This is a genomic window from Oerskovia sp. NPDC057915, assembly GCF_042887685.1.
In the GTDB taxonomy this organism is placed as follows: Bacteria; Actinomycetota; Actinomycetes; order Actinomycetales; family Cellulomonadaceae; genus Oerskovia.
In genome coordinates this window covers 109,691-127,016 of record NZ_JBHVOS010000015.1, presented here as the reverse complement: position 1 = coordinate 127,016, position 17,326 = coordinate 109,691, and the positions used below count along the sequence as shown (strand labels likewise).

17 protein-coding genes, 3 tRNA genes and 1 pseudogene are annotated in these 17,326 nt (G+C 73.2%); 13 read left to right on the top strand and 8 right to left on the bottom strand.

Annotated features, from left to right (window positions below; translation table 11 throughout):
- Positions 1-738, top strand: a pseudogene (locus ACFVQ3_RS11915) (pyridine nucleotide-disulfide oxidoreductase); the annotation flags it as partial.
- A 232-nt stretch (positions 739-970) separates the two neighbouring features.
- Entirely contained in the window at positions 971-1,846 is an 876-nt protein-coding gene (htpX, locus tag ACFVQ3_RS11910) for a zinc metalloprotease HtpX (RefSeq protein WP_387639040.1), read from the top strand.
- Between the two features lie 37 nt (positions 1,847-1,883).
- Here htpX and ACFVQ3_RS11905 read toward each other — a convergent pair whose 3' ends face one another.
- From ACFVQ3_RS11905 to rarD, 5 genes are all read right to left on the bottom strand, one after another.
- The gene (locus tag ACFVQ3_RS11905; RefSeq protein ID WP_387639037.1) at positions 1,884-2,933 is read right to left on the bottom strand and encodes an alpha/beta hydrolase family protein; all 1,050 of its coding nucleotides are present in this window, start codon (positions 2,931-2,933) and stop codon (positions 1,884-1,886) included.
- Positions 2,933-3,790, bottom strand: a complete 858-nt coding sequence (locus tag ACFVQ3_RS11900) for an HAD family hydrolase (protein WP_387639035.1) — start codon at positions 3,788-3,790, stop codon at positions 2,933-2,935. Before ACFVQ3_RS11900 ends, ACFVQ3_RS11905 begins: the two co-directional genes overlap by 1 nt.
- Positions 3,787-4,512, bottom strand: a complete 726-nt coding sequence (locus ACFVQ3_RS11895) for a hypothetical protein (protein ID WP_387639032.1) — start codon at positions 4,510-4,512, stop codon at positions 3,787-3,789. The genes ACFVQ3_RS11900 and ACFVQ3_RS11895 overlap by 4 nt, the downstream gene beginning before the upstream one ends.
- 132 nt (positions 4,513-4,644) lie before the next feature.
- Entirely contained in the window at positions 4,645-5,139 is a 495-nt protein-coding gene (locus tag ACFVQ3_RS11890) for a YajQ family cyclic di-GMP-binding protein (protein ID WP_205306448.1), read from the bottom strand.
- Between the two features lie 111 nt (positions 5,140-5,250).
- Positions 5,251-6,240 carry an EamA family transporter RarD gene (rarD, locus tag ACFVQ3_RS11885; protein WP_387639029.1) on the bottom strand — a complete coding sequence of 330 codons (990 nt, stop codon included), beginning with the start codon at positions 6,238-6,240 and terminating at the stop codon, positions 5,251-5,253.
- A gap of 161 nt (positions 6,241-6,401) precedes the next feature.
- Here rarD and ACFVQ3_RS11880 point away from each other — a divergent pair.
- The 6 genes from ACFVQ3_RS11880 to ACFVQ3_RS11855 all read left to right on the top strand — a co-directional run bounded on the left by ACFVQ3_RS11880 (position 6,402) and on the right by ACFVQ3_RS11855 (position 8,342).
- A tRNA-Tyr gene (locus ACFVQ3_RS11880) sits at positions 6,402-6,483 on the top strand.
- A gap of 438 nt (positions 6,484-6,921) precedes the next feature.
- Positions 6,922-6,994, top strand: a tRNA-Thr gene (locus ACFVQ3_RS11875).
- Positions 6,995-7,057: 63 nt separating this feature from the next.
- Positions 7,058-7,134 (top strand) — tRNA-Met (locus ACFVQ3_RS11870).
- An 88-nt stretch (positions 7,135-7,222) separates the two neighbouring features.
- Positions 7,223-7,393, top strand: coding sequence for a 50S ribosomal protein L33 (gene rpmG / locus ACFVQ3_RS11865; protein ID WP_030151977.1), 171 nt, complete (start codon positions 7,223-7,225; stop codon positions 7,391-7,393).
- 32 nt (positions 7,394-7,425) lie between these two features.
- On the top strand, positions 7,426-7,893 hold the full coding sequence (locus ACFVQ3_RS11860) for a MaoC family dehydratase N-terminal domain-containing protein (protein ID WP_387639026.1): 468 nt from the start codon (positions 7,426-7,428) through the stop codon (positions 7,891-7,893).
- The gene (locus ACFVQ3_RS11855) at positions 7,890-8,342 is read left to right on the top strand and encodes a MaoC family dehydratase (protein WP_387639023.1); all 453 of its coding nucleotides are present in this window, start codon (positions 7,890-7,892) and stop codon (positions 8,340-8,342) included. Before ACFVQ3_RS11860 ends, ACFVQ3_RS11855 begins: the two co-directional genes overlap by 4 nt.
- A gap of 95 nt (positions 8,343-8,437) precedes the next feature.
- Here ACFVQ3_RS11855 and ACFVQ3_RS11850 read toward each other — a convergent pair whose 3' ends face one another.
- Entirely contained in the window at positions 8,438-9,538 is a 1,101-nt protein-coding gene (locus tag ACFVQ3_RS11850) for a LacI family DNA-binding transcriptional regulator (RefSeq protein WP_387639020.1), read from the bottom strand.
- A gap of 155 nt (positions 9,539-9,693) precedes the next feature.
- Between ACFVQ3_RS11850 and ACFVQ3_RS11845 the strand changes: the two genes are divergently transcribed.
- From ACFVQ3_RS11845 to ACFVQ3_RS11835, 3 genes are read left to right on the top strand one after another with little or no spacing between them, the layout of a single operon-like run.
- On the top strand, positions 9,694-11,190 hold the full coding sequence (locus ACFVQ3_RS11845) for an MFS transporter (protein WP_387639017.1): 1,497 nt from the start codon (positions 9,694-9,696) through the stop codon (positions 11,188-11,190).
- Positions 11,187-12,491 (top strand): MFS transporter, encoded by a 1,305-nt coding sequence (locus ACFVQ3_RS11840; RefSeq protein WP_387639014.1) that lies wholly within the window; start codon positions 11,187-11,189, stop codon positions 12,489-12,491. Before ACFVQ3_RS11845 ends, ACFVQ3_RS11840 begins: the two co-directional genes overlap by 4 nt.
- 58 nt (positions 12,492-12,549) lie before the next feature.
- Complete coding sequence (locus ACFVQ3_RS11835) at positions 12,550-13,767, top strand: UDP-N-acetylmuramate dehydrogenase (RefSeq protein ID WP_387639011.1); 1,218 nt, start codon at positions 12,550-12,552, stop codon at positions 13,765-13,767.
- Positions 13,768-13,795: 28 nt separating this feature from the next.
- On the opposite strand, the gene ACFVQ3_RS11830 is transcribed toward ACFVQ3_RS11835, so the two are convergent.
- Complete coding sequence (locus ACFVQ3_RS11830) at positions 13,796-14,689, bottom strand: L,D-transpeptidase family protein (protein WP_387639008.1); 894 nt, start codon at positions 14,687-14,689, stop codon at positions 13,796-13,798.
- 208 nt (positions 14,690-14,897) lie between these two features.
- On the bottom strand, positions 14,898-15,311 hold the full coding sequence (locus tag ACFVQ3_RS11825) for a GntR family transcriptional regulator (protein ID WP_387639005.1): 414 nt from the start codon (positions 15,309-15,311) through the stop codon (positions 14,898-14,900).
- 240 nt (positions 15,312-15,551) lie between these two features.
- Here ACFVQ3_RS11825 and ACFVQ3_RS11820 point away from each other — a divergent pair, with 240 nt between their 5' ends.
- Both ACFVQ3_RS11820 and ACFVQ3_RS11815 read left to right on the top strand, forming a co-directional pair.
- Positions 15,552-16,904 carry a phosphotransferase family protein gene (locus ACFVQ3_RS11820; protein WP_387639002.1) on the top strand — a complete coding sequence of 451 codons (1,353 nt, stop codon included), beginning with the start codon at positions 15,552-15,554 and terminating at the stop codon, positions 16,902-16,904.
- Between the two features lie 14 nt (positions 16,905-16,918).
- Positions 16,919-17,242 (top strand): hypothetical protein, encoded by a 324-nt coding sequence (locus ACFVQ3_RS11815; RefSeq protein ID WP_387638999.1) that lies wholly within the window; start codon positions 16,919-16,921, stop codon positions 17,240-17,242.
- Positions 17,243-17,326: the final 84 nt, after the last annotated feature.

The window sequence follows — 17,326 nt, the reverse complement described above, 5'->3', positions numbered from 1 at the left end:
GGGTCGATGGCGGCGATCAATTCCTCGAACCAGACGAAGCAGGTCGTCAAGACTCTCACGGACTGGACGTTGAAGGACCCGGCGGGGTTCACGGCCTCGCGGCGGTTGCACCTGCATTTCTTGCATGCGCCGGTCGCGGTGCTCGGTGAGGGGCGGGTCGAGGGGTTGCGCACGGAGCGGACGCGGTTGAACGGGGACGGGACCGTGTCGGGGACGGGGGAGTTCTTCGAGTGGCCGGTGCAGGCGGTGTATCGGGCGGTGGGGTACTTCGGGTCGCCGTTGCCCGAGGTCCCCTTCGATGAGCTCAAGGGTGTGATTCCCAACCGTGAGGGTCGGGTGATCGACATCGATGGTGTGCAGATCCCGGGGGTGTATGCCACGGGGTGGATCAAGCGTGGTCCGGTCGGGTTGATCGGGCACACCAAGTCCGACGCGTCCGAGACGGTGCGCCACCTCGTCGAGGACGTCACGGGCGCGGTCCCCGCGTCCGAGGGGGTCGAGGGGGTCGAGGGTGATCTCGAGGCGGGTCGGGTCGCGCCGCACGGTTCGCCCGAGGCCGTGCTGGAGTTCTTGGCCGAGCGCGGGGTCGACGTGGTCCAGTGGGCCGACTGGGAGGTCCTGGACGCCCACGAGCGCACCCTGGGCGAGCCCCACGGGCGCGAGCGCATCAAGGTCGTGCCCCGCGAGGACATGATCCGCATCGCCCGCCGCCAGACCCAGGCCGCCACCGACGCCTGACCACGCACCACCCGCACGATCCCGGGCAGCACCCCAGCCCGGCCCACGCACCACACGACGGCGCCCCGCCCACCCAGGCCGGGGCGCCGTCGTCGTCCCCCCGGACGGCCGCGGGGCGGCGCAGCGGCACCGTCCGCTGCCCGACGGCGGAGGGAACCCCCCGCGTGCGCCGAGCGTTCTCCCGGTGGATGCTCGCACCACGGCATCCTGTGCTCGAGGGAAGGGGCTGAGCGTGGGTCATCAGCATTTCAACGGTCTGAAGACCGCAGGGCTCTTCGGGATCATGTGGGTCGTGATCCTGGGCCTGTGGGCCGTGTTCGGACGGTCGGCCAGCACGTTGTGGATCTTCGTCGCGATCGGTCTCGTGACCACGGCGTACGGCTACTGGAACTCCGACAAGATCGCGATCAGGGCCATGCACGCGCGGCCCGTGAGCGAGCTCGAGCAGCCCGCGATGTACAGGATCGTGCGCGAGCTCTCGACCGCCGCGCGTCAACCCATGCCCAAGCTGTACGTCTCGCCCACGCAGGCCCCCAACGCGTTCGCGACGGGCCGCAACCCCAAGAACGCCGCGGTCTGCTGCACCGAGGGCATCCTGACGCTGCTCGACGAGCGCGAGCTCCGCGGTGTCCTGGGCCACGAGCTCATGCACGTGTACAACCGCGACATCCTCACGTCGTCCGTCGCGAGCGCGATGGCCGGCGTCATCACCTCGCTCGCCCAGTTCCTGCTGATCTTCGGCGGGAACCGTGAACGGGGCGGCAACCCGCTGGCTGCTCTCGCGATGGCGTTCCTCGCTCCCGTGGCGGCGATGGTGATCCAGCTCGCGATCTCCCGGACCCGCGAGTACGACGCCGACGAGGACGGTGCCAAGCTCACGGGCGACCCGCTCGCGCTCGCGTCCGCCCTGCGCAAGCTCGAGCAGGGGACGGCGCGGGCCCCGCTGCCGCAGAACCGCGACCTGGTCGACGTCTCGCACGTCATGATCGCCAACCCCTTCCGCGGCGCGGGCGTCGCGAAGATGTTCGCGACGCACCCTCCCATGGCCGACCGCATCCAGCGCCTCGAGCGCATGGCGGGCCAGCAGGGCGGCATCACGCGCTACTGAGGCTCTCGGGCCCGAGTCTCCCGACGCCGGGGTGGCTCTACCTCGCGGTCCCGGCGGGCGAGATGCCACGCTCGGCGAGCCAGCCACGCACCGCGGCCCACGCGCCCGAGCGGGGGTTCTGGGGCGACAGGTGGTCCTCGCCGGGGATCACTGCGAGCGTCACGTCGTCCCCGGCGGCCCGCGCCGCCTCGGCGTAGCCGGTCGCGACGGACGGGAGGACGACCGCGTCCAGGTCGCCCGTCGTGACGAGCGTCGGGACGCCGAGCGGGAGCCGTGCGGTGGGGGACGCGAGGTCGTACCGGTCGTCCGTGACCTCGCTCGTCGAGCCGCCCATGAGCGCCTCGACCGGCCCCCGTGAGCCGTGCACAGCCCCGGCGGCCAGCAGGTCGTTCACGCCCGCCTGGGTGACCACGAGGTCGGGCCGGACGAGCGGGGAGGCGCCGGGGGCGCCGTCGGGCAGGGTGTGCCGGGCCGCGAGCCACAGGGCCATGGTCCCGCCCGCGGAGTGCCCGACGACGGCCACGCGCCCGAGCGTCAGGCCTGCCGTCCCGAGTGCCTCGGGGAGCAGGTCGAGGCCTGCCGCCACGTCCTCGAACGTGCCCGGCCACCCGCCGTCGTCGGCGGGGTCGGCCGCGCCCACACCGCGGTAGTCGAGGTTCCACACCACGATGCCGTCGTCGGTGAGGTCGCGTGCCACGGGGGTCTCGGACGAACGGTCGTACTCGGCGGCCCAGCCGCCGCCGTGCACGAGGACGACCACGTCGACGGTCTCACCCTCCTCCTCGCCACCCTCGCCCTCGGACGGTGTACGTAGTTCTTGCGTGCGTGCGGCGAGCGACGCGGGCAGGATCAGGTCGGCCGTCTGCGCGGGCCTCGGTCCGTAGGCGAAGGTGGTGAGCACCGCGTCGTCGGGCGCGGTGGTCGGCGAGGAGGAGGTCGACGAGGACGCCCGCGGGTCGGCGGGGGCGGCGCTCGTGCACCCGGCGGTCGCGAGCGCGAGCGCGAGGGCGAGGGCTGCCGCCCGGCCTCGTCGGCCCGTCGCGGGCAAGCGCCCGCGGCGGGGGTCGTCGGCCGGTCGATCGCGCATCAGCCTTCCTGCCTCTCGGTCGGTGACATCGACGGGGCCGTGCTCTGTCGAAGGAACGACCCGTCGAGCAGCCGCTCCAGGGCGACGGCCACACCGTCGTCGTCGTTCGACGCCGTCACGTGGGTCGCGGTCGCGAGCACCTCGGGGTGGGCGTTCGCTACGGCGTACGACGTTCCTGCCCAGGTGAGCATCGGCAGGTCGTTGGGCATGTCGCCGAACGCCCAGACCTCGTCGGCACCGATGCCGTGGGACGAGGACCAGGTCGCCAGCGCGCCCGCCTTGGTCACGTCAGGGGGGAGGAGCTCGGCGAGCCCCGCGGCCCCGGAGAACGCGAGCAAGGCACGGTCGCCCACGACGTCGAGCACCTGCTCGAAGAACTCGTCCTGGCCCAGGGCGTCGGTGCGCGCGAGCAGCTTCGCGACGGGCGAGTCGAGCGCGCGCTCGACCGGCCCGCGCCAGGAGTCCGGCATGTCCTCCTCGTGCCGGAAGGTCGCGTCGAACACGGGACCGTCGACCTGCTCGACCGCGAGCGAGACGTCGGGCACCGCGGCACGCAGGTCGCGGACCACGTCGCGCAGGGCGGGCAGGGCGAAGCCGCGGGACTCGACGACCCGGCTCGTGCCGACGTCGTACACGCACGCACCGCCCAGGCAGATGATGACGCCGTGCCCGCCGACCAGGCGCCCGACCTCCGTCAGCCAGCGGGGCGGGCGGGCCGTGACGAACACGACCTGGGTGCCGGCCTCGTCGAGCGCGGCCAGGACGCTGCGGGTGCGGTCGGAGACCGTGCCGTCCGAGCGCAGGAGCGTCCCGTCGAGGTCGGTCGCGACCACGCGAGGACGAACCGCTCTGGTCATGCGAGGGCTCCTTGCCGCTCGGGGTGCGCGAGACGATCGCGTCGCGCGGGCAGGCGACGAACCCTCGACAGGATCCAGGGGCCCCCGCCGGCCCCTTGAAGCGCCGTGACCGCGGACGCGGACCGGCCGCCCACCACGAGCACGGGTTCTGCGGCCCACGCGCGCCACGGCGCTCTGCGCAGCGTCTCGGGGGAGAGGGTGCGGGAGAGCTCCTGGTCGGCGAAGCGGGCCAGGACCGTGCCGAGGACGGGGCTCCGGACGGAGGCCACGACGAGGCCCGGCGCGTCGACGGCCGCGAGATCCAGCCGCCAGCCGCCGCGAGCCGGGACGCACGTGGCGAGCAGGAGGGCTGTCGGCCCGCCCCCCTCGAGCGCGGCGGCAACGCGACCTTCCCGCGTGCGGCGGACCCAGCCCGCGAGAAGCACGACGACGGCTACCGAGACCACCGCGGCCAGCCGCCAGGTCCAGGACAGCGGGTTCGTCGACGACGGCATCGACAGCATCGGCATCGACACACCGAGGAAGGCGAGAGGCGTGAGGCGCGCCCAGAGAGCCTCACGGCGCCTGAGCAGGACATCGATGCCGCCGGTGTCCACCGCGGGGCGCAGCGTCGGCCCGTCCGGGAAACCGGCCTCCGCAGCGGGGCTGTCGCCGCCGCGCGACCACGGCCCGCAGCCCGCCCAGGCGAAGGCCTCGGACGACGAGAGCCAGTGAGTGTCCACGCCGCGAGTCTAGGTCCGTGCGTGAGCGACACGCCCGCACCCGGCGGGCGTGACACGGCCGGGCCCGGTACGCGGACGGGCGCGCCGCCGTCGGGCAGGAGCCCGACCGACGACGCGCCCGTCAGGAGCAGGTCAGCGGTAGTTCGTGAACTGCACCGCGAAGTCCAGGTCCGCGCCCTTGAGCAGCGACTGGACGGTCTGGAGGTCGTCGCGCGACTTGCTCGTCGCGCGGACCTCGTCACCCGTGATCTGGGTCTTGACGCCCTTGGGGCCTTCCTCGCGGATGATCTTGGTGACCTTCTTCGCGTTCTCGCCCGCGAGGCCCTCCTTGAGCACGCCCTCGAGGCGGTACTCCTTGCCCGACAGCTTGGGCTCGTTCTCGCCCGTGTCGAACGCCTTGAGCGAGATGCCGCGCTTGATGAGCTTGGTCTGGAAGACGTCGAGGATCGCCAGGACGCGCTCCTCGGAGTTCGCGACCATGACGATCTTCTCGCCGCTCCAGGCGATCGACGCGCCGATGTTCTTGAAGTCGTACCGGGTCTGGATCTCCTTGATCGCCTGGTTGAGGGCGTTGTCGACCTCCTGGCGGTCGACCTTGCTGACGATGTCCATCGATGAATCGGCCACGGTGCTCTCCTGACACGGTAGGTGGGCTGGTCTGGGGTCAACGGTAGTGCGCGGGCGGCGGGGGCGTCGCCTCGGGGCCCGCCCGGAGAGCCCGGCGCCGGTCTCGAGCGGTCAGCGAGCCCCGAGCCGGGATGCGCGCATCGCACGCAGGCCGTCGACGCTGAGCACGATGAGCGCGAGCCACACGAGCGAGAAGCCCGCCCAGCGCGCGGGCGGCATGGACTCGTGGAACACGAGCAGGCCGACGAGGAACTGCAGCACGGGGGCCAGGTACTGGAGCATCCCGACGAGGCTCAGGGGCAGGCGGCGGGCGGCGGAGCCGAACATCAGCAGGGGCAGGGCCGTGACGATGCCGCTCGACGCGAGCAGGAGCGCGTGCGCGGTTCCCTCGGTCGCGAACGTGCCGGCGCCCGTGATGCCGAGGAACACGAGGTAGCCGAGGGCCACGGGGAACAGGAGCGTCGTCTCGACCGCGAGCCCGGGCAGGGCGTCGACGTCCCGGCCGACCCTGTTCTTGACGAGCCCGTACAGGCCGAACGAGGAGGCCAGGGTCAGGGCGATCCACGGGAGCTGCCCGACGCCGATCGTGAGGATGACCACGGCCGCGGTCCCGATCCCCAGGGCGACCCACTGTGCGGGCCGCAGCCGCTCCTTGAGCACGAGCACCGCGAGCAGCACCGTGACGAGCGGGTTGATGAAGTACCCGAGTGCCGCGTCGAGCACGTGTCCGGACAGGACGCCGTAGACGTAGACGGTCCAGTTGGTGGCGACGAGCACCGAGGCGATCGCGAGCAGGCCGACGGTGCGTCGCGAGCGGAACGCGGCCCGGTAGGCGGGGAACTGGCGCATCACGAGGAGCAGCAGCAGGCAGAAGAGCAGGCTCCAGACGACGCGGTGGCCGATGATCTCCAGCGGCCCGGCGGGTTGCAGCAGCGGGAAGAAGAGGGGCATCCCGCCCCACAGCACGTAGGCGCCGGCGCCGAGGGCCAGGCCCAGGCGGTCGAGCGGGGCCGCGGTGCGGGTGCTGTCCGGGGCGGTCGTCCGGGCGGCACCGGTGGACGTCGAGAGGTCGTGCGCAGGAGGCTGGGGGGTGTGGCTCACGGTCCACTGTAAGCGTGTGCAGGCCGATCGCGAATGGTCGATTTTCCTCCGGGGCCGGATTCGCTGTACTGTTGCCACGCTCCCGCAGTTCGGAAGCGTCCTTCGGTTGTGCCTCGGCGCAGCAGGACGGGACGAGCCTGGCGGGGTGCACAAGTGAACATGGCAGGTTGCCCGAGCGGCCAAAGGGATCTGACTGTAAATCAGACGGCACAGCCTTCGTGGGTTCGAATCCCTCACCTGCCACGCACCTGAACGAGGCGTCACCCATCGGGTGGCGCCTCGTTCGCGTCGGCGGACCGCGCCGCCCGCCCCGCGTGCCGTGCTGCCGAGCGTCGCCCCGCCCGCGTGCTGCCCGTACGTCCGCGCACCACCGTGCCCGACGGCGGGGCTCGCCAGGTTGCTCCGGCCTGCGATCCGTCCGCGTGCGTCGTCGGGGTGCGACGCGCGGCCGTGCTCCGAGGGGCTTCCCGAGGCCGTCGCCAGCGGTGAGCGGTCCGGGGCGGGCGTGACGTGCGCCGGGGTCAGGACATGTCGGTCACGTCGGGCGCCTCGGCGAGTTGTGCGACGTGGGTGCCGGTACGCAGCGGCGGGGCCGCAGAATCGGCCTGATCACTGGGGTTCCGGGTGGTCGGCAGGGCCGATTTCGCACCACGCCAGAACCCGTGTAATCTTCTTACCGCTGCCCCGATAGCTCAGTCGGCAGAGCGTCTCCATGGTAAGGAGAAGGTCAAGGGTTCGATTCCCTTTCGGGGCTCTGTGAAGTGACGCGGGGTCGTCTCGCTGGAATACTGGCGACACGACCCTGCGTTCATCACGCGGCGGGGTAGCTCAGCTGGTCAGAGCGCACGGCTCATAATCGTGAGGTCGCGGGTTCGAGCCCCGCCCCCGCTACCACTTCCTGACAACACACCGTACGGCGGCCGGCGCCGTGCGGCCTAGCAAGCACGTAGCGCCCTCCGGAGGCGCGAGAGGTGGCACTACCGTGGCAAGCAAGAGCTCAGACGTTCGCCCGAAGATCACGCTCGCATGCGTGGACTGCAAGGAGCGGAACTACATCACCAAGAAGAACCGCCGCAACGACCCCGACCGTCTCGAGCTGGCGAAGTTCTGCCCGCGCTGCGGCAAGCACACCGCTCACCGCGAGACCCGCTGATCCAGCGGCTCCGCTGAGCATCTCCCGCACGCATGGCGATCAACGCTGACTACGCCGGTCGTGAGTACCCGGCTACCGCCCCGTACTCCGTCGGCCGCGAGAAGATCCGCGAGTTCGCCTCTGCTGTCGGTTCGACCCACCCCGCGCACCACGATGTGGCCACTGCGCGGGGTTTGGGCTATCCGGACCTGATTGCACCGCCCACGTTCGCGGTGATCGTCGCGCAGCGCGCCGAGGCTCCTTTCATCCAGGACCCTGAGGCCGGCGTCGACTTCACGCGAGTCGTCCACGCGGACGAGCGGTTCGTGCACCACCGTCCGATCGTCGCCGGCGACGAGCTCGTGACCGTGCTGCACGTCGACTCGATCACGCAGCGGGCGGGCATCTCGATGGTCACGACTCGCGCCGAGATCGGCGCCCTGGCGGCAGACGGCTCCGGAACCGTCGAGCCCGTCGCGACCGTCACGTCGAGCCTCGTCGTCCGCGGGGAGGACGCATGACCGAGCACGTCGTCTCCCCGGTGAGCACCACGCGACCGGACCTCTCCGCCCTCGCGGTGGGCGACGTCGTCGGGACCCGTGAGGTCCTCGTGGACCGGGCCCGCCTCGTCCGCTACGCCGGCGCGAGCGGCGACTTCAACCCGATCCACTGGAACGACGCCTTCGCGCAGAGCGTGGACCTGCCGGGCGTGATCGCGCACGGCATGTTCACCATGGGCGCGGCCGTCGCACTGGTCGAGGACTGGGCCGGCGACCCCGGTGCGGTCGTGGACTACCAGACGCGTTTCACGCGCCCGGTCCCCGTGCCGAACCCGGGCGAGGCCGTGGTCTCGGTCTCGGGGGCGATCGGCGCGATCGACCTCGAGGCGCGCACGGTCCGCGTCGACCTGACGGTCACGTTCGAGGGTGCCAAGGTCCTCATGAAGGCTCAGGCGGTCGTCCGCCTCTAGGTCGCCGCCACCCGGCCCGGCACGTCCGAGGGCGCTCCTCCCGCACGGGAGGGGCGCCCTTCGTGTGTTCCGAGCCTCCGGCGGGAGGCCGAGGGTCAGGCGCTCGGCGCGGGCCCGGTCGTGGTGCCGGGCACGAGCTCGACCTCGAGCATGACGGTCTCCGGCTCCTTCCCGGCGAGGAGCGCGACGACCGCGTTCCCCAGCTGTGCGCCCTTCTCGGCGAGGGGCTGGTGGACGCTCGTGAGGGTGTCGGGGCTGAGCCAGGGGAGGTCGAGCCCGTCGAACCCGGCGACGGACAGGTCCTCGGGCACGCGCAGCCCGAGCTCCTTGGCACCCAGGATCGCTCCTGCGGCGAGCAGGTCGGAGTGGGCGATGATCGCGGTGGGGCGTTCGTCGGCGGGTACCCAGGTGCCGAGGATCTGGACGGCGGCCGCGTGCCCGTGCTCGACGAGGGAGGCCTCGGTCTCCCAGGAGATGAGGGGTTCGACGACGTCGCGCACCCCGGTGAGCCGGTTGAGGGTGGGGGTGCGGTCGGCCTGGGCGAGGCGCTCGGCGTCGATGACGCCGCTGCGGCGCGAGTTGTCGAGGGGGAGCGAGATCTCGGCGATGCGGGTGTGGCCGAGGTCGACGAGGTGGCGGACGACCTCGGCGGTGCCGCGCCGGTCCTCGATACCGACGAGCGGTGTGCCGGGGACGGGGCGTCCTTCGCCGATCACGACGGGCACGCCGCGGCGCTGCAGGGCGGCGAGGGTCGCGTCGTCGGTCCCGACGCCCCACACGAGGACCGCGACGTCCATCGCGGCGCTCTCGATGAGGGGGTCGACCGCGCGGGACGGGTCGTCCGAGGGGATGCCGGGGATGAGGAGCACGCCGAGGCCGCTGGTGCCGAGCGTGGAGACCAGCCCGTCGAGCACCTGGACGGCGACGGGGTCGCGGAACGCGCGCTTGAGCTGGTCGCCGATGACGACGCCGACGATCCCGGACTTCCCCGAGCGCAGCTGGCGCCCGAGCGGGTTGGGGCCGGTGTAGCCGAGCTCGTCGGCCGCGGCCATGACGCGGTCGCGCGTCTCGGGGGTGATGGGGCCGGCGCCGGAGAAGGCGAGGGACGCCGTGGACACCGAGACCCCGGCGAGCGCGGCGACGCGGGCGAGGGTCGGGCGGCCTGGTGGTCTGGGTGCCTGCTCGGTCTCGGTCATCGTTGCCCCTCTGCCGGTCTTCTGGTCGTTCTCGGATCCGGCGCGGCGCGCGGAAAGGTGTTTGACGGCGCGGCCAGACTACCCGCAGAATTGACCCCATGTCTCGAATCGTTTCGAAGGCCACCCCCGACGCAGGAATCGAATCGATTCGACCCGTGCTCGACCCAGGCCTCTCCCGCGCCCGCTGGTCCCTCCTGGGGATCTTCCTGCTCAACGGCATCACCATGTCGAGCTGGCTCGCCCGCATCCCGTCCGTTCGCGACGCGCTCGACATGACGCCCAAGGACCTGGGCTTCGTGCTGCTCGCGGGCGCGATCGGCGCCCTGATGACCGTCACGCTCGCCGGTCCCATCGTCAACCGCTTCGGCGGCAAGGCGACCATGCTCGCCTCGACGGCCTTCTTCGCCGCGGCGCTCGTGCTCCTCGGGGTCGGCCCGGCCACCGGCTCGGTCGCGCTCCTCGCCGCGGGCATCTTCCTCAACGGGGTGGCCTTCTCGCTCGGCAACGTCCCCATGAACGTCGAGAGCGCGAGCGTGGAGCGCCGCACGGGACGCACGATCCTGCCGCAGTTCCACGCGGCCTTCAGCATCGGTGCGGTCGTCGGGTCCCTCGTCGGTGCGGCGAGCGCCGCGGGCGACGTCCCCGTCCTCGTGCAGTTCGTGGGCACCGCGGTCGTCGCGACGGTGTGGCGCCTGGTGAGCATCCCGATGTTCATCCACGCGACGCCGCCGCGCCCGCGCGTCGAGGGGCGCCTGGGTGACGCGAGCCCCGACGGCGTCGAGGCGGCTGCCGCCCTGCACCCGCGCTCGCGTCGTGTGCGTCTCGGCGCCGCGCTGAGCGCGTGGCGCGAGCCGCGCACGCTGCTGATCGGCCTGGTCATCATGGCCGCGGCGCTGTCCGAGGGGTCGGCGAACGACTGGCTGTCCCTCGCAGTGGTCGACGGGTTCGACCAGACCGAGGCGGTCGGGGCGGTCGTCTTCGGCGCGTTCGTCGGCGCGATGACGATCATGCGACTCCTGGGGACCCGCCTCATCGACCGCTACGGGCGCGTCGTCGTGCTGCGCTTCTCGGGTGTGGCCTCGATCGGCGGGCTGCTGCTCTTCGGTTTCGCCCCCAACCTGCCGCTGGCTGGGGTCGGCGTGCTCGCCTGGGGTCTGGGTGCTGCCCTCGCGGTCCCGATCGGCATCGCCGCGGCCTCCGACGAGCCTCTCCAGGCCGCGAGCCGCGTCTCGGTCGTCTCGGCGTTCTCGTCGATGGCCTCGCTCGCCGCCCCGCCGTTGCTCGGCATCGCTGCGGAGACCATGGGGGCGCGCCACGCGCTCGTCCTGATCGTGGTCGCGATGGTCGTCAGCGTGCTCCTCTCGACCAAGGTCGCGCCGCTCTCCCCGACCCCGTCGGCACATCCCCTGCCCGACGGCGCGGCTCCCGTCCCCGGGCCGGGTCGCGTCGTGCGGACGGTCGGGGAGGGGGACGGCGCCTCCGACGACCAGCGAATGGAGGCTGACCGCGCGGTAGGCAATCACCCGGTACCGTCGACCGTGCGCGCCCGCCGCCGCCGGTCGGTCCGGCGGCACGCCTCCGCCGACACCACCCCGACGCCACCGGCTCCGACCGGCCCGACCTCCCACCGACGCGAGGAGACCTCCGCATGACCACCCCGCCCTCGCCGCTCCCCGGCGGCCAGAGCGCCGTGAGCGCTGCCCGAGCCGTGCAGGCGGCCACCTGGTCCGTCTTCGCGGTGTTCTTCCTCAACGGGTTCAACTTCGCGAGCTGGGCCTCGCGCCTGCCGGCGGTCCGCGACGCGCTCGGGCTCAGCGAGGGCAGCATGGGCCTCCTGCTCCTCTTCGCCGCCGTCGGGTCGCTCCTCGCGCTGCCGCTCGCGGGCATGGTGGTCCAGCGCATCGGCGCATCGCGCGCCGTCCTGCTCTTCGCCGCGGTCAACGTGACCGGTCTCGTCGTGGCGGTCACGGGCGTGTCCCAGGGCTCGGTCGAGGTGGTGCGCGTCGGCCTGTTCCTGTTCGGGATCGGGACCGGCGTCTGGGACGCCGCCATGAACATCGAGGGTGCGGCGGTCGAGCAGCGTCTCGGCAAGGCGATCATGCCCCGCTTCCACGCGGGCTTCTCGTTCGGCACCATGGCGGGAGCCGGCGTCGGCGCCCTGGCTGCGCTGGCGGCCGTGCCCGTCCAGTGGCACCTCGCCGTCGCGCTCGCGCTCAGCCTCGTGGGCGTCGTGTGGTGCGTGCGGTCCTTCCTGCCCGCGGGCGACGTCCACGCGGCCGGTGCGACGCCGTCGGGCGCCGACGACGCCGCGGGCGAGGACCCTGCGACCGCCGTCCACTCGTCGAAGGGCGCGCGCAGCGCCCTCGCGGCCTGGCGCGAGCCACGGACCCTGCTGATCGGCCTCGTCGTCCTGGCGGCCGCCCTGACCGAGGGCGCGGCCAACGACTGGGTCGGGCTCGCCGTCGTCGACGGGTTCGGCACGTCGGACGCGATGGGCGCCGTGGGGCTCGGGATCTTCCTGACGGCCATGACGGGCATGCGACTGCTCGGCACGGGCCTGCTCGACCGCTTCGGGCGCGTGGCCGTGCTGCGCATCTCCGCGGGCCTGGCGTTCGTCGGCCTGCTCGTGTTCACGCTCGTGCCCAACCTGTGGGTCGCGCTCGTCGGCGTGGTCCTGTGGGGCATGGGCGCGGCGCTCGGCTTCCCCGTCGGGATGAGCGCGGCCTCGGACGACCCCGCGCACGCAGCCGTCCGGGTCAGCGTCGTCTCGACGATCGGGTACTCGGCCTTCTTCGTCGGGCCCCCGCTCATCGGGTTCCTCGCCGAGCACATCGGCGGCTACCGCCCGGCACTGCTGGTCATCGCGGTGCCCCTCGTGATCGGGCTGCTCGTCGTCAACGCCGCCAAGCCGTTGCCGACGGCCGCGGGTGGGGGCGGCGGCTCGGCGCACTGAGCGCCCCGCGAGGGCCCCGCCCGCCGGACGTCGGGACCCGGCGAACTAGGCTGGACCCATGACCGCCACCCCTGCACGCCGTGTGTCCGCCGTCGAAGCCGTCGCCGAGGGCGGGGCCTCCGGGACCGGCGAGGTGCTCGACCAACCCGCGCTCGCCGAGCTGACGACCCTGCGTGTCGGCGGCCCCGCCGACGCGTACGTCGAGGCCTCCACGGAGGCAGAGCTGGTCGACGCCGTCCGCGCGGCCGACGCCGCGGGCGAGCCGCTCCTCGTGATCGGCGGCGGGTCGAACCTGCTCGTGAGCGACGAGGGCTTCGGCGGCGTCGTGGTCCGGGACGTGCGCGCCGAGATCCGGATCGACGCCGAGGACACGTGCGGCGGCGGCAGCATGACCGTCACCGCGGGCCAGGACTGGGACCAGCTCGTCGAGCGGGCCGTGGCCCAGGAGTGGGTCGGGATCGAGGCGCTGTCCGGCATCCCGGGCACGGTCGGGGCGGCCCCGGTCCAGAACATCGGCGCCTACGGCCAGGAGGTCGCCGGGGTCGTGGCCTCGGTGCGCGTCTGGGACCGCGCGGAGGCGAGGATCCGGAACCTCCCGCTGATCGACCTCGGGTTCGGCTACCGCACCTCGCTCCTCAAGCGGAGCATGCACGCCTCGCCCGAGGGCGGCGACATCTGGTACCCGTCCCCGCGCTACGTCGTGCTCGAGGTCAACCTCCAGATGCGGCTCGGGACGCTGTCCGCGCCCATCGCCTACCCCGAGCTCGCGCGCCGCCTGGGCGTCCAGGTGGGCGAGCGGGCGCCGAGCGCCGACGTGCGCGCCGCGGTGCTCGAGCTGCGCGGGAGCAAGGGCATGCTGCTCGACGACCCGACGGCCCCCGACCACGACCGGTGGAGCGCGGGCTCGTTCTTCACCAACCCGGTCGTCGCCGCGGACCAGGCCGACCTGCTGCCGGCCGACGCACCGCGCTTCCCGGTCCGCTCCGCGCTCCCGTCCCGCACGACCGGCCCGAGCCTGGGAGAGATCGACCCGACGCTCGTCAAGACGTCGGCAGCCTGGCTCATCGAGCACGCCGGCTTCACGAAGGGCTTCGGGGTGCACGGCCCGGCGAGCGCTGCGACGCTCTCGACCAAGCACACGCTCGCGCTCACCAACCGGGGCGGGGCGAGCGCGGCGGAGATCGTCGAGCTCGCGCGGGCCGTGCGCGACGGCGTGCTCGACGCGTACGGGATCGAGCTCGTCCCCGAGCCCGTGCTGGTCGGCGTCGCGCTCTGACGTCTCGCGTCTCGCCGGAGCCGCACCCTCAGTAGACGAGCACCGTCGTGCCCTGCGGTGCGCCCCACGAGTCCCAGATCCAGTTCATCGCGCCGTTGGTGACCCGCACGCACCCGTGCGACGCGGGGCTCGGCGGCACCGAGCCGGAACCGTGCACCGCGATCCCGCCCGTGAAGAACTTGGGCCGCCACATGCTGCCGAGCTCGAGCGACGACTCGTAGTTCGCGTCGACCTGACGCCCCACCTGGAACGTGCCGCGCGGCGTCCGGGCCGTGTAGGTCCTGCCCTTGGCCTCGTACCGCTCACCGTTGCCCGAGGAGGCGTTGAAGACCTTGGTGACGTGCCCGTCGTCGACCGCGAGGACGAGCTGGCGGTCGATGTCGATCTCGATGACGTGGCCCGACGTGCTCTGGGCCGAGGGGCGGACGCCCTGGTCGAGCGCGGCCTGCGTCGCGGGCCCCACGCGCCCGTCCCGGCTGATGCCCGCGGCCTTCTGCAGTGCCCACACGGCCTGCTGCGTGCCGGGGCCGAAGTCCCCGTCGGGCGTGGCTCCCCAGTAGCCCAGGTCGACGAGCCGCTGCTGGAGCGCCGTGACGCGCTCACCCGTGCTCCCGCGGACGAGCTCGACGGTCGCCGGGTCGGGCGCTGGCTCGACCGGGGGCTCGACGGGCGGGGGCTCGACGGGCGGCGGCGCGGGCTCGACCGTGGGCGTCGGGGTCGGGGTCGGGGTCGGGGTCGGGGTGGGGATCTCCGGGGGCGGCGAGGGCGACACGCTCGGTGTCGTGGTGGGGCGAGGAGTCGCGCGGGGGGAAGGTTCCGGGGACGCCGACGCCGCTGCTGCCGGCCCACCGTCGACCCGCGGTCCGAGCGCATCGCACCCGCTGACGAGCAGCATCGCGAGCACCGCCGCCGTCGCGGCCATCCAGGTCTTCCTGGTCGATCGATCCCTCATGCACGTTCCCCCTCGACGTGGAGACCTCCGCGGGTCCCCTGTGACCACGGTCCCACGGTGTCGCGGGGCATGGCGTGCCCAGGGCGCAGGGGTTGTGGAATCGTTGTGAAACGAGGCTTCGGGGTGGTGGCCCCGGTAGCCGTTGTCGGAGAGGCCGGCCGGCGGGCGCTGCCCGGGCCTACCGGCCTCGGTCGCCGTGGCCGCGCAGGAGCTCCCCGCGCACGAGGTCGAGGATCGCGTCGTCGTCCAGGCCGGCCTCGCGCACGGACGCCACGAAGGTGCGTGCAGCCTGCCGGGCGACGACGTCGGCGGGCGCCACGCCGTCGGACACGACCGTTCCCGCGCGCCGGTTCGTCGTCGTGACGCCCGCCGCCTCGAGCTCGCGGTAGGCGCGCGCGACGGTGCCCGCCGCGAGCCCGAGGTCGGTCGCGAGCGCACGGATCGTCGGGAGCCGGTCGCCGACGAGGAGCCGCTCGGAGGCGACGTGCGCGACGACCTGCGACCGGATCTGCTCGTACGGCGGGACGCCTGAGGCGACGTCGATCTCGAGGTGCAGCCCGCGGCCCGCGGGAGGGTGCTCGGTGGAGGACACGTTCAGGCTCCCTGGGTGGAGTGGGTCGGCGGCTGCACGGGGTGGACGTCCGGAGCGACCCGGGACCGTCGGACCGCGGGCTCCTCGACGACCGAGGTTTGTAGCGCGATGTCGATACAATGGCAGCCTGCTCGCGGCGATGTCAACAGCCGCGTCCCGCCGCCGATGCCGACAGCCGCGTGAGAGGACTCTCACGCAGCCCTCATGTGCCCATCACACCCGGACGGTGTGCTCGCTCCCATGGACACCGCTGCGCAGCTCCTCACCGGCCCCCGGGCGGGAGACCTCCTCGAGGCAGCGCTCGCGATCGACCACGTGACCCTCGGATCGTGGCGCGTGCACCAGGTGCACGCCCGCCCGGGCGCCGAGGTGAGCGTGGGGTACGAGGTCACGGTCCGTGGCGACACCGACGGCGCGCGGACCCCGCCCGGACGCCCCGAGTACCTCGTGGCCACCACTGCGGACCTCCCTCCGGACGTCGTCGAGCGGCGGGGGATCCTGCGGCTCGTCGACGGTGAGCAGACCGTCCACGTGTGGCGCCACCCCGTGGACCCGCTGCTGCCCGGTCTGGCGACGGCCTGCGACCCTGCGGTCCTCACCGACCGGTGGCGCTCGCTCGACCCCCACGCGCCCCTCGTCCTGGGGCTCGACCTCGTGACGTACCGTCCGCTGCGACGCGCGGTGCTCCGCGCGCGCACCACCGACGGCGACGTCTACCTCAAGGTGGTCCGCCCCGACCGCGTCACCGACCTCCGCATCCGTCACGACCTCTTCCTCGTCGCGGAGGCGGCGCCCATGGGCTACGTGCTCTCGGCCCCGCCCGCGGCCCCCCGCGTGCTCGCCTCGCTCGGAGAGGGCATCCTCGTGCTCGCAGCTCGGCCCGAGGAGACGCTGGCCTCGGCGATCGCGTCCACCCCACGGCACGAGCAGCCGTCGACGATCGACCCGCACGAGCTCCTCCGCGCCCTCGTCGCCCTGCCGCAGGACGCGGTCCTGCTCGAGCGCCGGGCCGCGTGGGCCGAACGCTCCGAGCACTACGCGCGCGCCGCCGTCGGACGCCTGCCCGCCCGTGCCGGACGCATCGAGGCCCTCGAACGCTCCCTGCGCCGGATCGTGGCCGACCGCGACCCCGGACCGGTCGTCGCGACGCACGGTGACTTCTACGAGGCCAACGTCCTGCTCGTGGGCGGCGCCGGGTGCCGCCGTGTCGCCGCGGTCCTCGACGTCGACACCCTCGGCCCCGGCCACCGCATCGACGACCTGGCGTGCATGACGGGCCATCTCGCGGTCCTCGAGACCCTCGCACCCCAGGTCTACCCGGGAGTCCAGGGCCTGGTCGACCGCTGCCTCGCGGTGTTCGGCGAGGCGACCGACCCGATCGGGCTGCGTGCACGCAGCGCCGGCGTCGTCCTGTCGCTCCTGCCCGGCGCACCCCGCGAGGCGCTCGCGGAGGCCTGGCTCGGCGTGGCCGAGGAACTTCTCGCGGGAGCCGAGACGCGTCTGAGAGTCCTCTCACCTCCACCTCCTCCTCCTCTCACGTCAGGGCGTGAGTGTCGTGACGACGGGGCGGCAGCACGGCCGCTCATCGTCTGAGGAGGTTGGGCAGCATGGACGCTCGCAGGATCTGGATCGCCACGGGAACGCTCGGGGTGCTCGGCGTCGGGCTCGGCGCGACGATGGCCGCCGCGGAAGCGCGCGCGGACGTCGACGCCCCGGCCGTCGTCGAGTCCGGCGACGACGCGACGACCGCGCCAGGCGGAAGCACGAACCCGAGCCCCTCGGACCTGGACCCGTCGAGCTCCACGACGACCGTGTCCACCGTCACCGCGGCGTCGGCGGTCTCCGCACGGACCGCGACCACGGCTCCGAGCCCGGTGAGCGCGCAGAGCCCGGTCTCGGCACAGACGACCCCGTCGGCGCCCACCCCCTAGGGAAGGGCGCCCGGCGGGGCGACTCGACGGTCGGCGCGTCACCGACCGTTCGTGAGAGGGCGGAGGCACACGGGCCTCCGCCCT